At 65.3% G+C, this 20,922-nt stretch carries 21 protein-coding genes; 12 read left to right on the forward strand and 9 right to left on the reverse strand.

Annotation, left to right across the window (positions count from 1 at the left end):
- Positions 1-12 precede the first annotated feature (12 nt).
- Positions 13-258 carry a DUF2790 domain-containing protein gene (locus HU751_RS21470; RefSeq protein ID WP_110738166.1) on the forward strand — a complete coding sequence of 82 codons (246 nt, stop codon included), beginning with the start codon at positions 13-15 and terminating at the stop codon, positions 256-258.
- Positions 259-357: 99 nt separating this feature from the next.
- Positions 358-1,662: an MFS transporter gene (locus HU751_RS21475; RefSeq protein ID WP_186733208.1), complete on the forward strand. Its 1,305-nt coding sequence runs from the start codon at positions 358-360 to the stop codon at positions 1,660-1,662.
- 6 nt (positions 1,663-1,668) lie between these two features.
- On the opposite strand, the gene HU751_RS21480 is transcribed toward HU751_RS21475, so the two are convergent.
- The gene (locus HU751_RS21480) at positions 1,669-2,364 is read right to left on the reverse strand and encodes a tRNA (adenine(22)-N(1))-methyltransferase (RefSeq protein ID WP_302469094.1); all 696 of its coding nucleotides are present in this window, start codon (positions 2,362-2,364) and stop codon (positions 1,669-1,671) included.
- 168 nt (positions 2,365-2,532) lie between these two features.
- Between HU751_RS21480 and HU751_RS21485 the strand changes: the two genes are divergently transcribed.
- On the forward strand, positions 2,533-2,913 hold the full coding sequence (locus HU751_RS21485; RefSeq protein WP_186733206.1) for a RidA family protein: 381 nt from the start codon (positions 2,533-2,535) through the stop codon (positions 2,911-2,913).
- A 66-nt stretch (positions 2,914-2,979) separates the two neighbouring features.
- Here the strand turns inward: HU751_RS21485 and HU751_RS21490 are convergent, their stop codons facing one another.
- Positions 2,980-3,801, reverse strand: a complete 822-nt coding sequence (locus tag HU751_RS21490) for an RHS repeat-associated core domain-containing protein (protein ID WP_186733205.1) — start codon at positions 3,799-3,801, stop codon at positions 2,980-2,982.
- A 188-nt stretch (positions 3,802-3,989) separates the two neighbouring features.
- Between HU751_RS21490 and HU751_RS21495 the strand changes: the two genes are divergently transcribed.
- Both HU751_RS21495 and HU751_RS21500 read left to right on the forward strand, forming a co-directional pair.
- Positions 3,990-5,990: a peptidase U32 family protein gene (locus HU751_RS21495; protein ID WP_186714138.1), complete on the forward strand. Its 2,001-nt coding sequence runs from the start codon at positions 3,990-3,992 to the stop codon at positions 5,988-5,990.
- A gap of 83 nt (positions 5,991-6,073) precedes the next feature.
- Positions 6,074-6,964, forward strand: coding sequence for a universal stress protein (locus HU751_RS21500; RefSeq protein ID WP_186733204.1), 891 nt, complete (start codon positions 6,074-6,076; stop codon positions 6,962-6,964).
- A gap of 45 nt (positions 6,965-7,009) precedes the next feature.
- Here HU751_RS21500 and HU751_RS21505 read toward each other — a convergent pair whose 3' ends face one another.
- The 4 genes from HU751_RS21505 to ptrR all read right to left on the reverse strand — a co-directional run bounded on the left by HU751_RS21505 (position 7,010) and on the right by ptrR (position 9,939).
- Entirely contained in the window at positions 7,010-7,531 is a 522-nt protein-coding gene (locus HU751_RS21505) for an acyloxyacyl hydrolase (protein ID WP_186733203.1), read from the reverse strand.
- Between the two features lie 214 nt (positions 7,532-7,745).
- Positions 7,746-8,480 carry a phytanoyl-CoA dioxygenase family protein gene (locus HU751_RS21510; RefSeq protein ID WP_186733202.1) on the reverse strand — a complete coding sequence of 245 codons (735 nt, stop codon included), beginning with the start codon at positions 8,478-8,480 and terminating at the stop codon, positions 7,746-7,748.
- Positions 8,481-8,531: 51 nt separating this feature from the next.
- The gene (locus HU751_RS21515) at positions 8,532-8,975 is read right to left on the reverse strand and encodes a hypothetical protein (RefSeq protein ID WP_050705600.1); all 444 of its coding nucleotides are present in this window, start codon (positions 8,973-8,975) and stop codon (positions 8,532-8,534) included.
- Positions 8,976-9,063: 88 nt separating this feature from the next.
- Positions 9,064-9,939 (reverse strand): putrescine utilization regulator PtrR, encoded by an 876-nt coding sequence (gene ptrR, locus HU751_RS21520; protein ID WP_186733201.1) that lies wholly within the window; start codon positions 9,937-9,939, stop codon positions 9,064-9,066.
- 105 nt (positions 9,940-10,044) lie between these two features.
- On the opposite strand from ptrR, the gene HU751_RS21525 reads away from it, so the two are divergent.
- Both HU751_RS21525 and panB read left to right on the forward strand, forming a co-directional pair.
- The gene (locus tag HU751_RS21525) at positions 10,045-11,430 is read left to right on the forward strand and encodes an aldehyde dehydrogenase family protein (protein ID WP_186733200.1); all 1,386 of its coding nucleotides are present in this window, start codon (positions 10,045-10,047) and stop codon (positions 11,428-11,430) included.
- 168 nt (positions 11,431-11,598) lie between these two features.
- Positions 11,599-12,414 carry a 3-methyl-2-oxobutanoate hydroxymethyltransferase gene (gene panB / locus HU751_RS21530; protein WP_186733199.1) on the forward strand — a complete coding sequence of 272 codons (816 nt, stop codon included), beginning with the start codon at positions 11,599-11,601 and terminating at the stop codon, positions 12,412-12,414.
- On the opposite strand, the gene HU751_RS21535 is transcribed toward panB, so the two are convergent.
- Together HU751_RS21535 and HU751_RS21540 are read right to left on the reverse strand one after the other, a co-directional pair.
- A complete protein-coding gene (locus HU751_RS21535; protein WP_186733198.1) occupies positions 12,402-13,805 on the reverse strand; it encodes an aminotransferase-like domain-containing protein in 1,404 nt (467 codons plus the stop codon). The genes panB and HU751_RS21535 overlap by 13 nt on opposite strands.
- A gap of 54 nt (positions 13,806-13,859) precedes the next feature.
- Positions 13,860-14,759 (reverse strand): helix-turn-helix domain-containing protein, encoded by a 900-nt coding sequence (locus tag HU751_RS21540; RefSeq protein WP_186714131.1) that lies wholly within the window; start codon positions 14,757-14,759, stop codon positions 13,860-13,862.
- A 164-nt stretch (positions 14,760-14,923) separates the two neighbouring features.
- Here HU751_RS21540 and HU751_RS21545 point away from each other — a divergent pair, with 164 nt between their 5' ends.
- From HU751_RS21545 to HU751_RS21555, 3 genes are all read left to right on the forward strand, one after another.
- Complete coding sequence (locus HU751_RS21545) at positions 14,924-16,282, forward strand: glutamine synthetase family protein (RefSeq protein WP_186714130.1); 1,359 nt, start codon at positions 14,924-14,926, stop codon at positions 16,280-16,282.
- Positions 16,283-16,433: 151 nt separating this feature from the next.
- Positions 16,434-17,522 carry a polyamine ABC transporter substrate-binding protein gene (locus HU751_RS21550; RefSeq protein ID WP_186733197.1) on the forward strand — a complete coding sequence of 363 codons (1,089 nt, stop codon included), beginning with the start codon at positions 16,434-16,436 and terminating at the stop codon, positions 17,520-17,522.
- 13 nt (positions 17,523-17,535) lie between these two features.
- Complete coding sequence (locus HU751_RS21555) at positions 17,536-18,831, forward strand: NAD(P)/FAD-dependent oxidoreductase (protein ID WP_186733196.1); 1,296 nt, start codon at positions 17,536-17,538, stop codon at positions 18,829-18,831.
- Between the two features lie 10 nt (positions 18,832-18,841).
- Here HU751_RS21555 and HU751_RS21560 read toward each other — a convergent pair whose 3' ends face one another.
- Positions 18,842-19,147, reverse strand: a complete 306-nt coding sequence (locus tag HU751_RS21560; protein WP_186714127.1) for a helix-turn-helix domain-containing protein — start codon at positions 19,145-19,147, stop codon at positions 18,842-18,844.
- 182 nt (positions 19,148-19,329) lie between these two features.
- On the opposite strand from HU751_RS21560, the gene HU751_RS21565 reads away from it, so the two are divergent.
- On the forward strand, positions 19,330-20,007 hold the full coding sequence (locus tag HU751_RS21565) for a DUF3313 domain-containing protein (RefSeq protein WP_186714126.1): 678 nt from the start codon (positions 19,330-19,332) through the stop codon (positions 20,005-20,007).
- A 321-nt stretch (positions 20,008-20,328) separates the two neighbouring features.
- Positions 20,329-20,922 carry a DUF1842 domain-containing protein gene (locus HU751_RS21570; RefSeq protein ID WP_186733195.1) on the forward strand — a complete coding sequence of 198 codons (594 nt, stop codon included), beginning with the start codon at positions 20,329-20,331 and terminating at the stop codon, positions 20,920-20,922.

The raw sequence follows: 20,922 nt of genomic DNA on the forward strand, positions 1-20,922 counted from the left end.
GAGGAGCCTGTCATGAAACGTTCGATCGCCCTGCTCGCCCTGAGCGCCACCCTCGCCTCGTTTGGCGCACTGGCCGACACCACCGCCAGCACCTACGAATACGGCATGCCGCTGGACATCGCCAAGGTCATCTCGATCACCCCGGCCAGCAACGACGCCGACTGCCAGGTGGGCACCGCGCACATGGTCTACGTCGACCACCAGGGCCAGACCCGCGAAGTCGACTACCGCCAGATGGGCAATTGCTCGCAGCTGTAAACCCTGGGAAAAATACCAGCCATCTTGCTGAAAGTGCATTTGCCCGCCCACGACACCGCCGCATGATCTGCCGGGACAACAACAAGAACGTCCCGGACCATGAATACGATCGATACCTCCACGGCCACGCCCGTGCGCGCCTGCGACGCCACCCATGTCCGCATCACCTGGCGGCTGATGCCGCTGCTGCTGGTGTGCTATCTGTTCGCCCATCTGGATCGCATCAATATCGGCTTCGCCAAGATGCAGATGAGCGCCGACCTGGGCTTTTCCGACACGGTCTACGGCCTGGGCGCCGGCCTGTTCTTCATCGCCTACGCGCTGTTCGGCGTGCCCAGCAACCTGGCCCTGGAACGGGTCGGGCCGCGGCGCTGGATCGCCACCCTGATGGTGGTCTGGGGGCTGCTGTCCACCGGCATGATGTGGGTGCAGGACGCCGCCGGCTTCTATGCCCTGCGGTTTCTGCTGGGGGTGGCCGAAGCGGGTTTCTTCCCCGGCATCCTCGTGGTGCTCAACCGCTGGTACCCGGCGCGCCGCCGCGCCCAGATCACCGCGCTGTTCGCCATTGCCGTGCCTTTGGCTGGCGTGGTCGGCGGGCCGTTGTCCGGCGGCATTCTCCAGGCCTTCCACGACCAGGGCGGCCTGCGCGGCTGGCAATGGATGTTCCTGATCGAGGGCCTGCCGGTGGTGCTGCTCGGACTGGTGGTGCTCAAGTGCCTGCCGGACAGCTTCGAACAGGTCGCCTGGCTCGATGCCGGGCAAAAACGGGCGCTGCGCGAGGAGATCGACGGCGAGGAGCGACACAAACCCATCAGTTCGCTGGCCGGTCTGCTCGGCAACGCGCAGGTCTGGCTGCTGGTGGCGGTGTATTGCGCGGTGATGCTGGCGGTCAACACCCTGGCCTTCTGGATGCCCAGCCTGATCCATGGCGCCGGCATCGGCAGCGATGGCCAGGTCGGCCTGCTCAGCGCCATTCCCTATCTGGCCGGGTGTCTGTTCATGCTCGGTTGCGGGCGCTCCTCGGACCGCCAGCGCGAACGCCGCTGGCACCTGTGCGTGCCGCTGTTGATGGCCGCCGCCGGCATCGCCCTGGCTGGCTCGGCGCCGGGCAATGCCCTGCTGGTGATGACTGGGCTGGTGATCGCCGGCATGGGCGCCAGCGCCGCCCTGCCGATGTTCTGGCAACTGCCGCCGGCGTTCCTCGCAAGTGACACCCAGGCCGCCGGCATCGCCATGATCAGCTCGTTCGGCAGCATCGCCTCGTTCGCCGCGCCCTACCTGATCGGCTGGATGCGCGACAGCACCGCCAACCCGGGGCTGGCCCTGCAGGTGCTGGCCGTGGCCATTGTCTTCGGTGGCATGTTGGTGCTGAAGGTGCCCGCCAGCGTGGTCAACCCGAAATGAATGGGCTCAGGCCAGCAGCTCGCGGATCCAACCGGCCTGGCGGGTGATGTCGCGCACCTTGTCCTCGGGCACCGGCTGGCGTGCCCGGGCGAAGTTGTCCAGGCTCTGCTGCTTCTGGCGCAGCATTCGCTGCCACTTGAACAGGAAAGCCGGGCTGCGTACCTGCATCAGCAGCGGGCCGAAGTACAGCTGCTCGGCTGTGTAGGCTACCGCCTCGGCACGTTCGGCGACGATGATCTCGTAGTCGAAGCGGTTTTCCCGCAGCACTTCCTCGCCGACGATCCGGTAGCCGTTGTCCATCAACCACTGGCGCACTGCAGGCTCGCCGCCGTTGGGTTGCAGGACCAGGCGCTCATGGCCGCCCAGGTGCTGCTTGCCGGCCTCGAGAATGTCGCGAATGGTCTCGCCGCCCATGCCGCAGATACTGATCGCGGTGACGCCATCACCCGGCTCGATGGCCGCCAGGCCACTGGCATGACGCACCGTGATGCGATCCTCCAGGCCGTTCTCGCGCACGGTGCGCCGTGCAGCCTCGCAGGGCGTGAGCGCCACCTCGCCGGCCACCGCCGCGACAATCGCACCGCGGCGCACCAGCGCCACCGGCAGGTAGCCATGGTCCGAGCCGATGTCGGCCAGGCACGCCCCGGCCGGCACATGGGCGGCCACCCGCTCCAGACGCATGGACAATGTGTGTTCGTTCAACGCAAGCCTCTTCTGACAACCTGGGCCCGGCGCCTGTGGCCGGGTCGGGGCGCGATTCTGACCGCCCGCGCCGCGCATTTCAAATGCCCGCGACCGGCCGCCCGCCTCGACCTGCCCGACCCGCTCGCGTAGGCTTGGCGGTTTCCTTCCGTTGCAAGGCGAAAACCCATGGCTAACAGCGACATCATCTACACCCCCGACCCGGACGCCGACTCGATCTCCTCGGACGTTGCCGAATACAACGGCATCCTGGTCAGCACCCAGGTCCCCGTGCAGGCCGACGGCAGCCTCGAGCTGGGCGACATCACCACCCAGTGCGAATGCACCCTGCAGGCGCTCAAGGTCGCCCTGGAACGCGCCGGCAGCTCGATGGACCGGGTGCTGCACCTGACCATCTACCTGACCGACATGGCCGACCGGGCGGCGTTCAACGCGGTGTACCAGCGGTTTTTCAAAAAACCGTGGCCAGTGCGCGCGGCGGTGGGCGTGGCTTCGCTGGCGTTCGAGGGGATGCGCGTGGAAGTGACCGCGATGGCGGCCAAGGGCTGAGAAGGCCTAATGTGTCCACGGCCAATGGGTCGTCTGACGCCAGGGCCGTGGCGACATACTTTATCACTACGCTTCTCGAACCCCCCTGCCAAGCTCACTCAACTCAAGATTTCCAGCCCTTCCTAAAAGAGAAGGGTTGTAATAATCGTCCTTTTTCTTTTGCAAACCTTCTGCCAGCGCAACGAAATCCCTTTTGTTAACGCCAAGGACATTGTTGGTGATTTTGGAAGCGACCATCGTCGCGAGCGCGGCGAGCGGTATCAAAATGTCTCGAGCCCTGAGTAAATCGGGTTCGTGAACTGCTTCTGGCCGGCTGTCCAAATCTTGAAAAAACAGAGCAGCTACAACAACCCCTGCAGCAGCACCATCGGTAACTATCGTGGCTTCTTGCTTCCTCTTATCCCAAAACCTGACAGGCGCCCCTAGCTCACGCTCAGGCACACCGAGTTTTATTAATTCCTCACGAAGGTCGATGTACTCGGACATCGCAGCTCGTTGTTTAATATGGCCGAAGAGGTCGGCTGCCCCTACCCCCGCCGCAAATGCACTCAGGGTGTTAGTTGCCGACTTGTATTCACTCCTGCTGAGGGTTCGCCCGCTGGGATCTTGATAATTGATAGGATCCCCTTGGCAATAGACGTACGTATTCATACCCCCCTTGCCGAACGGACTCAAGCGGTCGGGTGAGGAGAAGCGCATGATCAGCGGATTGAAAACCCGATGCCCGTTTCCCAGGTGATAGGTACCTGTCACGGGCTCGCGCAACTGCCCGCAATAGGCCAGCCGAGCCCCGGTTAACAGGCTCGATGCCCCATAGGGTGGGTAGGCCCTGGTTTCGCCAAGGACTGACTGCTGTCTGTCGGTCCTGCTCAGATGTGTGTGAGCCATGGCGTCCTCCTAGCTGATCAATATCGCTTGACGTTACCAGCGACCCGCAGTGGGCAACACTGACAGAATTGCCAGGTGCCCCCTGCAACACGCCCCCTGGCCACGCAGCTTCATCAGTTAAAGGTGCCGCCACCCCATTTCACCGCTACAATGCCCGCCTTACCGTGACAGCCCGAACCTATAACGACATGTCCCTTCCAAAGCACCACCTGGAACTGCTCAGCCCTGCCCGTGACGTGAGCATCGCCCGCGAGGCGATCCTGCACGGCGCCGACGCCATCTACATCGGCGGCCCGAGCTTCGGCGCGCGCCACAACGCCTGCAACGAAGTCAGCGATATCGCCGAGCTGGTGGAGTTCGCCCGCCGCTACCACGCCCGCGTCTTCACCACCATCAACACCATCCTCCACGACAACGAGCTGGAGCCTGCGCGCAAGCTGATCCACCAGCTGTACGACGCCGGTGTCGATGCGCTGATCGTGCAGGACCTGGGGGTGATGGAGCTGGATATCCCGCCGATCGAGCTGCACGCCAGCACCCAGACCGACATCCGCACCCTGGAGCGGGCCAAGTTCCTCGACCAGGCCGGGTTCTCCCAGCTGGTGCTGGCCCGCGAGCTGAACCTGCAGCAGATCCGCAGCATTGCCGCCGAGACCGACGCAGCCATCGAGTTCTTCATCCACGGCGCGCTGTGCGTGGCCTTCTCCGGCCAGTGCAACATTTCCCACGCCCAGACCGGGCGCAGCGCCAACCGCGGCGACTGCTCCCAGGCCTGCCGCCTGCCGTACACCCTCAAGGACGACCAGGGCCGCGTGGTGGCTTTCGAGAAGCACCTGCTGTCGATGAAGGACAACAACCAGACCGCCAACCTGCGCGACCTGGTCGATGCCGGTGTGCGCTCGTTCAAGATCGAGGGCCGCTACAAGGACGTGGGCTATGTGAAGAACATCACCGCCCACTACCGCAAGGAACTCGATGCCATCCTCGAGGATCGTCCCGAACTGGCCCGCGCCTCCAGCGGTCGTACCGAGCACTTCTTCGTGCCGGATCCGGACAAGACCTTCCACCGCGGCAGCACCGACTACTTCGTCAGCGATCGCAAGATCGACATCGGCGCCTTCGACTCCCCCACCTTCACCGGCCTGCCGGTGGGCGTGGTGGAGAAAGTCGGCAAGCGCGACCTGCTGGTGGCCACCGATGTCCCGCTGACCAACGGCGACGGCCTCAATGTGCTGGTCAAGCGTGAAGTCGTGGGTTTCCGTGCCAACATCGCCGAGCTGAAAAGCGAATCCGAAGAGGACGGCCAGAAGCGCTACCGCTACCGCGTCGAACCCAACGAGATGCCCGAGGGCCTGTACAAGCTGCGCCCCAACCACCCGCTGTCGCGCAACCTCGACCACAACTGGCAGCAGGCACTGCAGCGCACCTCCGCCGAGCGCCGGGTCGGTGTCGAGTGGCATGCGGTGCTGCGCGAACAACGCCTGATGCTCACCCTCAGCAGTGAAGAGGGTGTCAGTGTGCAGGTGGCCCTCGACGGGCCGTTCGGTGCCGCCAACAAGCCACAGCAGGCCCTGGACCAACTGCACGACCTGCTTGGCCAGCTGGGCACCACGATGTACCACGCCACGGCCATCGAGCTCGATGCCCCGCAGGCGTACTTCATCCCCAACTCGCAGCTCAAGGCCCTGCGCCGCGAAGCCATCGAGGCGCTGACCGCAGCACGGGTCAAGGCGCACCCACGGGGCGGACGCAAGGCCGAGACCACGCCACCGCCGGTGTACCCCGAGTCGCACCTGTCGTTCCTGGCCAACGTCTACAACCAGAAGGCCCGCGACTTCTACCACCGCCACGGCGTGCAACTGATCGACGCCGCCTACGAGGCCCATGAAGAGCACGGCGAAGTGCCGGTGATGATCACCAAGCACTGCCTGCGCTTCTCCTTCAACCTGTGCCCCAAGCAGGCCAAGGGCGTGACCGGCGTGCGCACCAAGGTGGCGCCGATGCAGCTGATCCAGGGTGACGAGGTGCTGACCCTGAAGTTCGACTGCAAGCCTTGCGAGATGCATGTGATCGGCAAGATGAAGAGCCATATCATCGACCTGCCGACCCCGGGCAGCGCGGTGGCCCAGGTGGTCGGGCACATCAGCCCGGAAGACCTGCTCAAGACCATCCCGCGCGCGCCGCACTGAAAGACGACCCGCCGTCGCTCCACGGGATTTCACCGGCGGCGGGTCTAGACTGAACAGGGGGCTGCCACACGTGGAGGTGTGAGATGAGCCAGTTCAAGCGATTGTTGGTCATGCTCGGCCCGCAGATGCGCCACACGCCTGCCCTGCAGCGCGCCGCAGCGCTGGCCGAATCCAGCGGGGCCCTGCTGGATCTCAATGTCTTCGTCGACGATATCGACACCTTCGGCCTGATGAGCGACGGCCGCGAACGCGAGCGCCTGCTCGAGGACAACCGCCAGTGGCTGGCCGACGAGGCCGAACAGTTGCGCACGGCCGGCCTGGATGTCTCCACCGAACTGCTGCTGACCCGCGACCCGCTGGGCAGCGTGCTGGAGCAGGCCGAGCGCCTGGGCTGCGACCTGCTGGTCAAGGACGTGCAGCACGAACCCATCCTCAAGCGCCTGCTGGTCACCCCGCTGGACTGGCAACTGCTCAAGGACAGCCCGGTGGCGGTGCACCTGGTCAGCGACATCCGCCTGCCCCTGCCCCGGCAGATCGCCGCGGCGGTCGACCTCAACAGCCATGGCAGCGGCGAGCACCTGGACGACCAGGTGATCCGCAGCGCCCACGCCCTGGCCCTGCAGTGCAACGCCGAGCTGCACCTGTTGCATGTATGCGATGCGGCCAGGACCCATATCGCCGACTTCGGCGCTGGCACCGTGACCATGCCAGGGTTCGACACCAGCGTGCGCACGGCCCAGCGCACGGCGTTCAACCGCCTGGGCGACCACTACCAGATCGACCTGGAGCGTCGCCACTTCCTCGAAGGGCCGGCGGTCAAGGCGATCACCCAGTACATCGCCGCCCACCGGGTCGATGTGATCGTCATGGGCAACCACCGGCACGATGCCTTGCAGGCGTTTCTCGGTGGTACCACGGCGCATGTGCTGGAGCACCCGCTGTGCAATGTACTGGCGATCAAGGCCGTGCGTTAAACGACTAAAGCCCGCCCCCACGCTGCGGGAGCGGGCTTGCCCGGTTCAGAAGCCTTTGCTGTAGAACAGCGAGTACGACTCGATCCCGTCGTTGGGCTGCTTAAGCCCGGCGTTGGAATAGTGCATGGCGCGAATGCCGATCTTCTGCTCCGCTGGCAACTTCAGGCCGAAGCCGATCCGGTCCTCAAAGTTCAGCGCCGAGCCCATGCGCTGGTCGCCCACGTCGGTCTTGGAAAATGCCGCCAGGCCAATGCCGGCCTCGATGAACGGGGTGTAGGTGAAACCACTGAACTCGTAGACGAACACCGGGCTGAACGACAGCGAGTGGGCGCCACTGGCCTCGCCACCTTCCCAGTAGGTGTAGGCCGCGTCCCAGTAACCGGTCAGGTGGCCGGTGCTGCTTTCCAGCCATTTCTTGTCCCAGTCGAATGACATCCCGATACGGTAGGTCATGTCGCCCTGGCCAGTGGCGCCCACGGCACCGGATACCTGGGCGGCCTGGGCCAGGTTGGCGCCGGCGAATGCCAGCACGGCGGCAGCCAACGTAGTGGCGAGACGGGTCTTCATCAAATGACTTCTCCTGATGGTCTTCACGGGCAGGCCCGCGACCTGGCGCGTACCTGCGGGCAAGTGGGGGCTGCGCCCCTCGTTCTGCACCAGCAACCCGGCACATCCAACCGGGTTACAAGTGGTAATACTTCCTCGATTATTGTCCGAATATTCCGATAGTGGAAAGTGATTTGCCACTATTGGCTAAGGACACTGCGTTCCATTCAAGGGTTCAGTCGTATTCCGCCTCCTCGTGCTCGCCCAGCAACCGGCGCTGGCGGGGCGTGGCCTGGGCCAGCACCTGCGGGTTGAACTGCCAGTGCAGGTAGGGCGAGAACTTCTGCGCCACCATACGCCGGCCATAGTGCACCTGGAGCATGTCGCGCACCTGCCCGACGCTGCGGTTGGCGCCGCCGCGGTGCCAGACATCGCTGCGAAACACCAGCGCATCACCGGCCCGGCACAGCACTGCCACCGCGCCCTGCCCTTGCCAGGCCTGTTCACCCTCGCCGGGGTGGCGCCCGGAGCGATGGCTGCCGGGCACGATCCAGGTCGGCCCTATCGCCTCGTCGATATCGCAGAGGTATAGCTGCGCCGTGAGGATCTGCGCGGGCTGCGTGAAGCCCGCGTCGCCTGGCAGTTCGAATGACAGGTGATCGAGGTGCAGGCCCATGCCCGGATAGCCGGGGTGACTGCGCCAGGCGGTCTGGCCGATGATGTGGCAATCGCTGCCCAGTGCCGCCTCGGCCAGTTCGATCAGCGCCGGCAGGTCGAGAAACGGCAGCCACAGCGGATCACGGTTGAAAACACACTTGTAGTGCTCCAACAGGCCCTGGTAGTCCCAGTGGATTGGCTGCAGGTCGTCAATGGCGCAGCGTAGCAGCGCGATCTGCACGGGATCGAGCACCTTGGGTATGACGGCGTAACCCAGCTCATCCAGAGCCTGCAGGCCGTCCTGAAGATGCATGACGCCCCTCCACCGCCCTCGTGGGAGCGGGCTTGCCCCGCGATCGCGCCCTCAGCGCCAGTTGAGATCGACCCGCGCCGGCGCCTTGCCGTCCACCGTCACCTGCTGCTGCACGGTCCGGCCATCGGCATTGCCGATCACCCGGTAGTGCCCCGCAGGCAACTGCACGAAGATCAGCGGCCCGACGTCCTGCAGCGCCAGCACCGATTGGCCCTGGGCCGACTGGATGTCCAGCGCGGCGCCGCTCTGGAACTTGCCGTCCGCTCCCGTCGACAGGGTGATATGCAGGTCATAGCCGGGCGTGCGGCGCAGGGCATTGGCCTCGTCCTGGCCGATACCGCCTTGCAGGTAGCGGATGCCGTTCTGCTCCTGGGGTTGCAGCTGCACGCCCTGCGGATCAATGGGCGCGTTCAGGTCGGCGGCCGCCGCCAATGTCCAGGGCATGGCCAAGGCCAGCAACAGCGCCGCGCACAGGCCGTAATGATGGGTACGCATGGTGCATTCCTCCCACTTGGGGGATGGTCTACACCATTTGGAGGATTTTCCGAGGCTGGGGTTCGCATTCCGGCGCACCGTTAGTCCGTCAGGGCGTGGGCAGCTCACGACGCTCCTCCAGCAGCTTGATGAACATGCTCAGGCTGCGCGACACCGTGCCCCGCCGCCACACCAGCCAGGTCTTCAGGTAGCGGAAGTCCTCGGCCATCGGCCAGGCGCTTACCGTGCTGCACCCCGGCATGTTGTCGAGCATGCTGCGCGGCATCATTGCCAGGCCCGCGCCAGCGCTGACGCAGGCGAGCATGCCGTGGTACGACTCCATCTCGTGGATCTTGCCCGGAACCGCCTGGTCATGCACGAACCAGCTCTCGAAATGGTGGCGGTACGAGCAGTTGGCGCGAAACGCGTAGATGCTCGAACCGTTCACATCGCGCGCGCGGGTGACCGGCGGATGGTTGAGCGGCGCGATGACCATCATCTCCTCTTCGAACACCGGCATGCCCTCGAGCGTCGGGTGCAGCACCGGACCATCGACGAAGGCCGCCACCAAGCGTCCAGACAATACCCCTTCGAGCATGGTCCCCGACGGGCCGGTGGAGAGGTCCAGGTCGACCTTGGGGTAGCGCTGGTTGTACGCCGCCAGCAAGGCCGGGATGCGCACCGCCGCCGTGCTTTCCAGCGAACCCAGGGCGAAGGTGCCCTGGGGATCCTCGCCCGCCACGGTCAGCCGCGCCTCGTGCACCAGGTCGAGGATGCGCCGGGTGTACTCGAGAAAATTCCAGCCGGCCGGCGACAGGCGCAGGCGGCTTTTCTCGCGGATGAACAGCTCGACGCCCAGGTCCTCCTCCAGCTGCTTGATGCGGGTGGTCAGGTTCGACGGCACCCGATGGATCTGCTGGGCGGCGGCGCTGATGCTGCCGTGCTCGGCCACGGCCTTGAACATCTCGAGTTGCACCAGGTCCACGGTCATTCTCCAAACGTGAATATTTCACTCATTATTATTCAGTTTTCATTAAAGCACGCTACCCCTAGTCTGGGCTTACCCGATCAAAACAATGAGAGTCCTGCCATGAGCGAGATCAGCAGCCTGACCCACGCCATCTCCGTCGACCCCTACAGCGGCGAACGGATCGGCCACTACGCCTTCGACACCGACGCCGCACTGGACGCGGCGCTGCAACGCGCCAAGGCGGGCTACAACCAGTGGCGCAAAGTGTCGCTGGGTCAGCGCAGCGAGTACCTGGTCGCGCTCGGGCAGGCCCTGCAGGCCAACGCCGAAGCCTTTGCCCAGATGATCGCCCGCGAAATCGGCAAGCCGATCAGCCAGGCCCGCGGCGAAGTCAGCAAGTGTGTCGGCCTGTGCCAGTGGTACGCCGAACACGGCCCGGCCATGCTGGCGCCAGAGCCGACCCAGATTGAAAAGGCCCGTATCGAATACCGCCCGCTGGGCCCGATCCTCGCCGTGATGCCGTGGAACTTCCCGGTCTGGCAGGTGCTGCGCGGCGCCGTGCCGGCACTGCTGGCGGGCAACACCTATGTGCTCAAGCATGCACCCAACGTGATGGGCAGCGCCTACCTGCTGGCCGACCTGTTCAAGCGCGCCGGCCTGCCTGAAGGCGTGTTCGAGGTGCTCAACGTCACCCCCGAAGGCGTCACCCGCGCCATCAACGACCCGCGCATCGCCGCCATCACCCTTACCGGCAGCGTGCGCGCCGGCATGGCCATCGGCGCGCAGGCCGGCGCCGCGCTGAAGAAGTGCGTGCTCGAACTGGGCGGTTCCGACCCGTTCATCGTGCTGGCCGACGCCGACCTCGATGCAGCGGTCAAGGCCGCCGTGATCGGCCGCTACCAGAACACCGGACAGGTCTGCGCCGCCGCCAAGCGCCTGATCGTCGAGCAAAGCATCGTCGAGGCGTTCACCGAGAAGTTCGTCGCGGCCACCCGCGCGCTGACCGTGGGCAACCCGCTGGACGACGCCACCTATATCGGCCCGATGGCCCGCTACGACCTGCGCGATGAGCTCGACGGCCAGGTCCAGGCGACCCTGGCCGAAGGCGCCACCTTGCTGCTGGGCGGCAACAAGATCGAAGGCGTGGGCAACTTCTACGCGCCGACGGTGTTCGCCAACGTCACTCCGGACATGACCGCCTTCAAGCAGGAACTGTTCGGCCCGGTGGCGGCGATCATCAGCGCTCGTGACGCCGAGCACGCGGTGGAGCTGGCCAACGACAGCGAGTTCGGCCTGGCCGCGACCATCTACACCGCCGACTACGCCCTGGCCGAGCGCATGACCGCAGCCTTGGACACTGGCGGCGTGTTCATCAACGGCTACTGCGCCTCCGACCCTCGCGTGGCCTTCGGCGGCGTGAAGAAGAGCGGGTTCGGCCGTGAACTGTCGCACTTCGGCGTGCGCGAGTTCACCAACGCCCAGACGGTGTGGCTGGATCGCAACTGATCCTCTGCCTCAAACCCTGCGCAATCCCTGTGTAGGAGCGGCCGGTCCGACGCCTCGGCAAGGTCGCTCCTACACAGGGCTGGGCTGCAAATCAGCCCGAGTCTGTATCTTGAATCCCCGCCACGCGAACGAATAATCGAGCACCTCCCCAGCACTCCGGAGGTACCAATGAGCTCCCAAACCACCAGCCACCGCCTGACCGTCCCTGATCTTGCCGCCATGAAGGGCCGGCAGAAGATCGTCGCCCTGACCGCCTACAGCGCTCCGATCGCGCGCCTGATAGACCCTCTGGTGGACTTCATCCTGGTCGGTGATTCGACCGCCATGGTCGCCTACGGCCGGCGCTCCACCCTGGCCATGCGCCTGGAGGAGACCATCAGCCATACCCGCGCCGTGGTCGACTGCACCCAACATGCCTGCGTGATCGCCGACATGCCGTTCGGCAGCTACCAGGAATCCCCCGAGCAGGCGTTGCGCAACTGCGCCCAGGTCCTGTCCGCCACCGGCTGTGACGCCGTGAAGCTGGAGAGCAACCGGACGTTGGCCGCCACCGTGGCGTTTCTGGTCGACCGGGGCATCCCGGTCATGGCCCACATCGGCCTGATGCCGCAGTTCGTCAATGTGCTGGGTGGCTACAAGGCCCAGGGACTCACCGAGCACAGCGCCGCGATCATTCTTGAGGACGCCCGCGCCAACCTGGCCGCCGGTGCTTTCGGCCTGCTGCTCGAAGGCGTGGCCGAGCCGCTGGCCCGGCGTATCAGCGAGAAAAGCCGGCAACCGTGCATCGGCATCGGCGCCTCCCCGGCCTGCGATGGCCAGATCCTGGTGACCGAAGACTTGCTGGGGCTGGGTGGGCCGCGCAAGCCGAGGTTCGTCAAGCAGTATGCCGACGTGACGGCGGTGGTTCGGGCTGCCTGCGCGCGCTACGCCAACGAAGTGCGCCAGGGCGAGTTCCCCGAGCGCGAGCATTGCTATGGCTGCTGAGGCGCCCGACGGATCGCCTGGGCCAGCGATACCAGCGCTCCCTCGATATCCTGCTGCCAGTCGACGGTGAAACTCAGCCGCAGGTGATCGCGCCAGTGTCCGGCCTGGCTGAACACCGTGCCCGGCACGATGACGATGCCCTGCTCCAGCAACTGCTCGCAGACGGCCTGAATGTCCACGGGGCGCATGGCCTGCAGCCAGAACGTGGCGCCCGCCACCGGCATGCTCAGGCGCAGGCAATCGGCGGCGTGGCGCTGCAGCAACTGCGCCATGCGCTGTCGGCTATGCGCCAGGTGCCGGATCAGTTGCGCCTGGTGTCGCGCCAGGCGCCCGGAAACCAGCAGGCGGGCGACGGCCTGCTGACGATAGCTGGGCAGGCGAAAGCCCTGGGCCAGAAACGCCGCCGCCAGGTTACCCGCAGCGCCACGGCACAACAGGTAGCCGAACGGCGCCTCGGCGCCAATGCACTTGTCGAAACCGGCCAGCACCAACAGACGCTGGGGATCGGCATGCTCGCGATAGCATGAGCGCGCCGGGTCGTCGCACAACGCGCCGTAGCTGTCATTTTCGAACAGCCACACCTGATGTTCGGCCAGCAGCGCGCACAAACGCTGCTTGTCCTCGACCGGCATAACGCCGCCCTGGGGAATGTTCACGGTCGATGACAACACCACTGCCTGCACGGGCTTCCCTGCCAGCAGCCGCGCCATCGCCTCCAGATCGAAGCGGCCGTCCGCGCCGAGTGGCGCCTCGACAATATTCAGCCCTGCCGTTTGCAGCAGGCGCAGGACCAGCCAGGAGCAAGGCGACTCGACCAACACCCAGGCGCCTGGTGGCAAAAGCGTGCGCACGGCCAGTTCGAACACGCTACGCCAGTCGGCGCCGATGAACACTTGGTCGGCCTGCCAGTGATCATCGACGCTCCGGCTGTAGTAGCGTGCCAGGGCCTCACGCAGCGCCGGTTCGCCACAGGGCGAGAACGGTGGCGCATCGGCGCGGGGCAACTGGCGCAGCAGCTCGCGCTCCACTGCCAGCAGCGGCGCTTCGAGGGACGCGAGCATGGTCGGCGAGTCGCTGCTAAGGGCCAGCATGCCCGGCTGCCGGGCACTGGCGTACAGGCGGTCGATCAGGTTCAACGAAGGGGGCAATTGCCCGACCGAGGCCAGGATCACGCTGAAGTAGCCGACCTTGGGCCGGGCCTGGATGCGGCCCTGGGCCTCCAGCAAGGCGAACGCCTGTTTACTGGTCGACAGCGAGACCTGCAGATGCCGGGCGACATCGCGCAGCGAGGGCAACCGATGCTCCAGCTCCGGTGTGCGGGCGTCGAGCCAGTCACTCAGGTAGCGGTGGACTTTCTGGTAGGTGAAACGTGGTGCCCGCTCGGTATCCATGCCGATGCTCCCAAGGACTGCGGCGGGCACCCTAGCAAGTTTTGCCGCACTCTCCTAGTTTCCCCGGCCTCGCCTGAGCGTCTCGCTGGGCAGCTCGCGGAACAGCTGGCGGTAGCTTTCGGAAAACCGCCCCAAATGCCAGAACGACCAGCGCATGGCCACCTCGGCCACGGTCGCGTCACCTGCCAGCAGGTCGCGCCGCGCGCCGTTCAGCCGCCGCAGGCGCAACCAGTGCGCCGGCGGCAGGTTGGTGAAGCCCTTGAAGGCCTGCTGCAACTGGCGCACGGAAACCCCGGCGACCTTGGCCAGCTCCACCAGGTTGAGGGTTTCGTCAGGGCAGTCGGCGGCCCATTCGCTGACCCGACGCATGATCGCCCGCTCCTCGTCGCGCCGTCCGAGCGCCTCGCCCTGCAGGCGCTGCCCGGCGTTGTCGAGGATGAACAGGCAGTCCTCCAGCAGCTGCTCGGCCAACGCCCTGCCCTCCAGCGGGCAATCGGCCTGGCCCAGCCGGGTCAGGGTGGCGCTCAGCCAGTTGCCGAACAGGGCATTCTGCTGGCAGGTCAGCGGCACCATGAACAGGCCGCGCAGACGCTCCAGGTCGAGGCCATGGCTGGCCAGGAACGGCTGCTCGAACACCACCGCCACTTCCTGGTAGTTCTCCGGGGTAATCCAGATGTTGCGACTGTCTTCGTTGAGCAGGTACAGGCTGTTCTCGCTGCGATCGAAGCAGAACGCCAGGGCGCCGCTGGGGGCGCGGAAGAACTGCTCGACCCGGGTGTTCAGGCGCTCCTCGTACACCTCGACGCCATCGAGCCCCAGCCAGCGCAGCTGGCCGTTGAAATGCCCGGGGGACATCTGCCGGTACTGCTGCTGCCAGCCCGGGGTGGCGCGGGTCTGCTCGGTCACATCGGTGGTACGGAAGTCCTGGACCTGCAAGGCGGTTGGCGTTGTCACGCGCTGTCCTAGTTGCACTCTTTTGGTGCATTGATTGCCGAAGAAAGTGGATAGATCGCCCCGGGGGGCAGCGACCAAGATAGTCCTCAGCGTCACCTGTGGGAAGTGCCCTGCGGCGATGAACGCCTTGCGTCCCACCACAACTACCCAACCAAGAGGTTTGTATGAACGCCCCCTTCGATCAGCTATCCACCTGGCTGAAAGAACACCGGATCACCGAAGTCGAATGCGTGATCAGCGATCTGACCGGCATCGCCCGTGGCAAGATCGCCCCGACCGCCAAGTTTCTCCACGAGCGCGGCATGCGCCTGCCCGAGAGCGTGCTGCTGCAGACCGTCACCGGCGACTACGTCGATGACGACATCTACTACAGCCTGCTCGACGCCGCCGACATCGACATGGTCTGCCGCCCCGACCCCACGGCGGTGTACCAGATTCCCTGGGCCATCGAACCGACCGCGATCGTCATCCACGACACCTTCGACAAGCAGGGCAACCCCATCGAGCTGTCGCCGCGCAACGTGCTGAAGAAGGTTCTGAAGCTGTATGCCGACAAGGGCTGGCAGCCGATCGTCGCGCCGGAGATGGAGTTCTACCTGACCCAACGCTGTGAAGACCCGGACCTGCCCTTGCAGGTGCCACTGGGCCGTTCCGGCCGCGCCGAGAGTGGCCGTCAGTCGTTCTCCATCGACGCCGCCAACGAATTCGACCCGTTGTTCGAGGACGTCTACGACTGGTGCGAGATCCAGGGCCTGGACCTGGACACGCTGATCCACGAGGACGGCCCGGCACAGATGGAAATCAACTTCCGCCACGGCGACGCCCTGGACCTGGCCGACCAGATCACCGTGTTCAAGCGCACCCTGCGCGAGGCGGCACTCAAGCACAACGTCACCGCCACCTTCATGGCCAAGCCGATCACCGACGAGCCGGGCAGCGCCATGCACCTGCACCAGAGCGTGGTCGACATCGCCACCGGCAAGCCGATCTTCGCCAATGACGACGGCAGCATGAGCGAGCTGTTCCTGCACCATATCGGCGGCCTGCAAAAATACATCCCCAAGCTGCTGCCGATGTTCGCCCCGAACGTCAACTCGTTCCGTCGTTTCCTGCCCGACACCTCGGCGCCGGTGAACGTCGAGTGGGGCGAGGAGAACCGCACCGCCGGGCTGCGCGTGCCGACCTCCAGCCCCGAGGCGATGCGCGTGGAGAACCGCCTGCCGGGCGCCGACGCCAACCCCTACCTGGCCATCGCCGCAAGCCTGTTGTGCGGCTATATCGGCATGGTCGAGAAGCTCGAACCCAGTGCCCCGGTGCAAGGCCGCGCCTACGAACGACGCAACCTGCGCCTGCCGATCACCATCGAAGATGCGCTGCAGCACATGGAAGACTGCGAGAAGGTGCAGCAGTACCTGGGGCAGCAGTTCGTCCAGGGCTACGTCGCGGTCAAGCGCGCCGAGCATGAGAACTTCAAGCGGGTGATCAGCTCGTGGGAGCGGGAGTTCCTGCTGCTCAGCGTGTGATCCGCCTTGGGGGTGCTGTGCACCCCTTTCGCTGGCAAGCCAGCTCCCACATCGGAAACACAATTTCTGCGGGAGCCGGCTTGCCGGCGATGGGCTGCAAAGCAGCCCCTACACCACCGAATTCGAAGAACAAGACCAACGAGGTGTCGACATGCGTCATCCGCAAGCTTTGATCCCCGCAACCTTCGCCCTGCTGTTCGGCGCCGCCGTCCAGGCCCAGCCGACGGTCAGCGTGTACAACTGGACCGACTACATCGGCGACACCACCCTGGCCGATTTCCAGGCCAGCAGCGGGATCAAGGTGGTCTATGACGTGTTCGACTCCAACGAGACCCTGGAGGGCAAGCTGCTGGCCGGGCGCACCGGCTACGATGTGGTCGTGCCCTCCAACCATTTCCTCGCGCGCCAGGCCCAGGCCGGCGCGTTCCTGCCGCTGGACCGCAGCAAGCTGCCGAACTGGCAGCACCTGGACCCGCAACTGCTCAAGCAGTTGGAGCAGAACGACCCGGGCAACCAGTACGCCGTGCCGTACCTTTGGGGCACCAATGGCATCGGCTATAACGTCGACAAGGTCAAGGCGGTGCTGGGCATCGACAAGATCGATTCCTGGGCGGTGCTGTTCGAAGCCGAGAACCTGAAGAAGCTCAAGCAGTGTGGCGTGGCGTTCATGGACTCGCCGGACGAACTGTTCCCGGCCATGCTCAACTACCTGGGCATGAACCCGCGCAGCGAGAAGGCCGACGACTACCGCAAGGCCGAGGCCCGCCTGCTGGAGCTGCGCCCCTACATCACTTACTTCCACTCCTCCAAGTACGTCTCGGACCTGGCCAACGGCGATGTCTGCATCGCCTTCGGCTATTCCGGCGACGTGCTGCAGGCCGCCCACCGCGCTGAAGAGGCCGGCAATGGCGTCAAGGTCTTGTACAGCATTCCCAAGGAAGGCAGCAACCTGTGGTTCGACCTGCTGGCCATCCCCAAGGACGCCAAGAACCCCGAGCAGGCCCTGGCCTTCATCAACTACCTGCTCGACCCCAAGGTGATCGCCAAGGTCAGCGCCACGGTCGGCTATGCCAACGCCAACCCGGATGCCAAGGCCGACATGGACCCGGCGCTGGTGAACAACCCCGAGATCTACCCGCCCCAGGACGTGCTGGACAACCTGTATGTCTCGACCATGCAGAGCCCCGGGATCCTGCGGCAGATGACCCGCTCCTGGAGCAAGATCAAGTCCAACCGCTGAGCCGAGCCCGCCCATGCCACAGATGAACGAACACACCGCCTCCTACTATGCCGCCTCGGCGCGCCTGGCGGCCACCTATCCTGCGCTCGACCAGGACCTGCAGGCCGATGTCTGCGTGGTCGGCGGCGGCCTGACCGGGGTCAACGCCGCCCTGGAACTGGCCGAGCGCGGCCTCTCGGTGGTCCTGCTGGAAGCCCGCCGCATCGGCTGGGGCGCCAGCGGGCGCAACGGCGGCCAACTGATCCGCGGCATCGGCCATGACGTTTCCGGCTTTGCCCGCCATGTCGGCCAGGACGGCGTACGCTACCTCAAGCAGGCCGGCATCGATTCGGTGGCCCTGGTGGCCAATCGCATCGAGCAGTACGGCATCGAATGCGACCTGCGCTGGGGCTTCTGCGAGCTGGCCAACACCCCCGCCCAGTTCGCCGCCTTCGAAGACGAGCAGCGCGACCTGGCTGAACTGGGCTATCGCCACGAGACCCGTCTGGTCAACCCTGAACGCATGCGCGAGATCGTCGCCAGCGACCTGTACGCCGGCGGCCTGGTGGACATGGGCTCGGGCCACCTGCACCCGCTCGACCTGGTCCAGGGCGAGGCCCGCGCCGCCTTCGGACTGGGTGTGCGGATCTTCGAGCACAGCCCGGTGCTGCGCATCGAGCATGGCAGCACGGTGACCCTGCACACCGCCCGGAGCAAGGTCCGCGCTCAAAGCCTGATACTGGGTTGCAACGCCCACCTCGACGAACTGGAACCGCGCCTGAGCGGCAAGGTGCTGCCGGCCGGCAGCTATGTGGTGGCCACCGAGCCCTTGCCCGAGGCCCTGGCGCGCACGCTGATCCCGCAGAACATGGCGCTGTGCGACCAGAAGGTGGGGCTGGACTACTACCGCCTGACCGCCGACCGCCGCCTGCTGTTCGGCGGCGCCTGTCACTATTCCGGGCGCGACCCCAAGGACATCGGCGCCTACATGCGGCCCAAGGTGCTCAAGGTATTCCCGCAACTGGCCGAGGTGCGCCTGGACTACCAGTGGGGCGGCATGATCGGCATCACCGCCAACCGTTTCCCCCAGGTCGGTCGGCTCGGCCAGCACCCCAACGTGTTCTATGCCCAGGGCTACTCCGGGCATGGCCTGAACGTCACCCACTGGACCGCGAAGCTGCTGGCCGAGGCCATCGCCACCGAGCACAGCCAAGAGTTCGACGTGTTCAGCGCGGTGCCGCACCTGACCTTCCCCGGCGGCAAGGCACTGCGTTCGCCGCTGCTGGCGCTAGGCATGCTGTGGTACCGGCTGCGCGAGGCGCTGGGCTGACAACCCTGCTTCAGAGGATGGCCTGCAGCCCCTTGTCGGCGATGATGTTCAGTAGCTTCAAGGCAGGCCCGGCCGGGCGTGTTTCGCCCTGCTCCCACTTGCGCACCGTCGATGCGCTGGTATGCAGGTGGAGGGCGAACACCGGTTGGCTGAAGTTCAGCGCTTCGCGCAGGTGGCGGATGTCCTGGGCGCTGAATGCCCGCACCGGGGCCGGGCAGATCGCCTCGAAGTCACGCAACGTGACCTTGCCGACGGCACCTGCCTGCTCGAGGGCCGAGAGGTCGGCACGCAGTGATTCAATGAGTTTGCTGGTCACAGTGGACCTCCAGAATAAACATACCCGTGGAGGGCATACCTTCACAGTGTCAGAGCCCCATCGATAGTCAGCGTATTCCGGCAATACAGTAGGAAACGGCAACCGTCGCCATCCGAACACTGGCCTTCGGCCAACCACCTGCTAGCGTTGTTCTGGCCACTTCCCTCATGGACCTCGTCATCATGAAGCACCTGCCTCGCACCACCCTGCTGTGCGCTGCTCTGCTGGCCCTGGTTGCCTGCTCCAGCAACCGAGTCGATCCCAAGGACTATTCCGGCTTTCTCAAGGACTACAGCCGCCTGAAACCCGCCGAGAGCGTCTCCGGTGCGCCGGTGATGCGCTGGATCGACCCGGATGTGAAGGCCAGCCAGTACACCAAGGTGTTCATCGAACCGAGCCAGTTCTATCCCAAGCCACAGCCGACCAACGTGATCTCGGCGCAGACCCTGCAGGAGATCACCCGCTACTTCAACGAAGCGATGCGCCGCGAACTGGGTAGCGTGCTCACCCTGGTCAAGGAGCCTGGCCCGAACACCATCGTGGTGCGCCCGGCGATCACTGCGGTGTCCACCAGCACCGAAGGCCTCAAGCCCTACGAAGTGATCCCCATCGCCCTGGTGGCCGCAGCAGTCAACACAGCCGCCGGTGGCCGCGACCAGGCCGTGGACATTGCCGTGGAGGCTGCATTCCTCGACGGCGGCAACCAGAACGTGCTGGCCCAGGTGGTGCGCAAGGGCAGCGGCAAGGAGCTGGAGAACGACAGCACGCAACTGACCCTGAACGACGTCAAGCCGGTGCTCGATGGCTGGGCCAGCGACATGCGCCGCAGCTTCGTGGCATTACAGAAGAAGTCGAAGTGAGGCCGTCCAGCCTGTAGATCTCATCGCGGGGCAAGCCCGCTCCCACGGATCGGGAGCCGGCTTGCAGGCTTGATTGACACCACTCGTCGGACATACTGCAAAAAGGCCATCACTGCACTTTTTGCCTGCTTAACTCAAGCGGGCTGCCAGGCAGGCGGCACCGCACTTCAGGGATGGCTGCACAAGCCGGCTGCCAACAGCCGCTCGCACCGGGCACGCCAGTACATCCGCCCGTCTACCTGCCTCTCCCCTTCTCTCCCCCGTCCGCCTGCGCAAGCGTTGGTTACGGTGTTTCATTCATTGAATGCAACGGAGGCAATCATGTCTGTATCGCTGACCGCACCGTCGGAAGGCCTGTTCCCGGTGTCCTACCTCATTGGTAACAATGCCCCGGGCGCCCCGCGCCTGCAGCTTGACCTGCTGGTCTACACGCCAGACCGCAGTGTCAACGGCCACGCGCAGATCACCCAGACCACCGAAAAATCACAGAAGCTTGATTTTGATGACTGGGGGACCTACAGCTACCTCACCGTGCAGCCGCCAAGCGAAGGCAAGATCCTGCTGACGGTACGTGGCAACCATGGCGGACCACATGCCAATTCGGCGGAGCAGTTCGAGTTGCGCGCACTGCTCGACCAGGACTGGCAGAAAGGCACGGCCAGCTACCGCTACTACAACGGCCAGCATTGGATCGAGGTGGACAACGTACCCGTCGTGCTTGAGCTCAAGCGCATCCAGACGCTGGCGAATGTCGACCTGACGACCGAACTGCACAACGCCACCCTGGAAGCCGTGATCGCCACCGGCGACCTCGCGCAACTCAAGCAACTGGCCAGCGGTGCCGTGGGCAAAGCCCTGGACCAGGCCCTCGCCTCGACCAAGAGTCCGGCCGCCAAGGCCGCCAAGAAAGCCTGA

It is taken from the genome of Pseudomonas peradeniyensis, from assembly GCF_014268935.2.
Taxonomy (GTDB): domain Bacteria; phylum Pseudomonadota; class Gammaproteobacteria; order Pseudomonadales; family Pseudomonadaceae; genus Aquipseudomonas; species Aquipseudomonas peradeniyensis.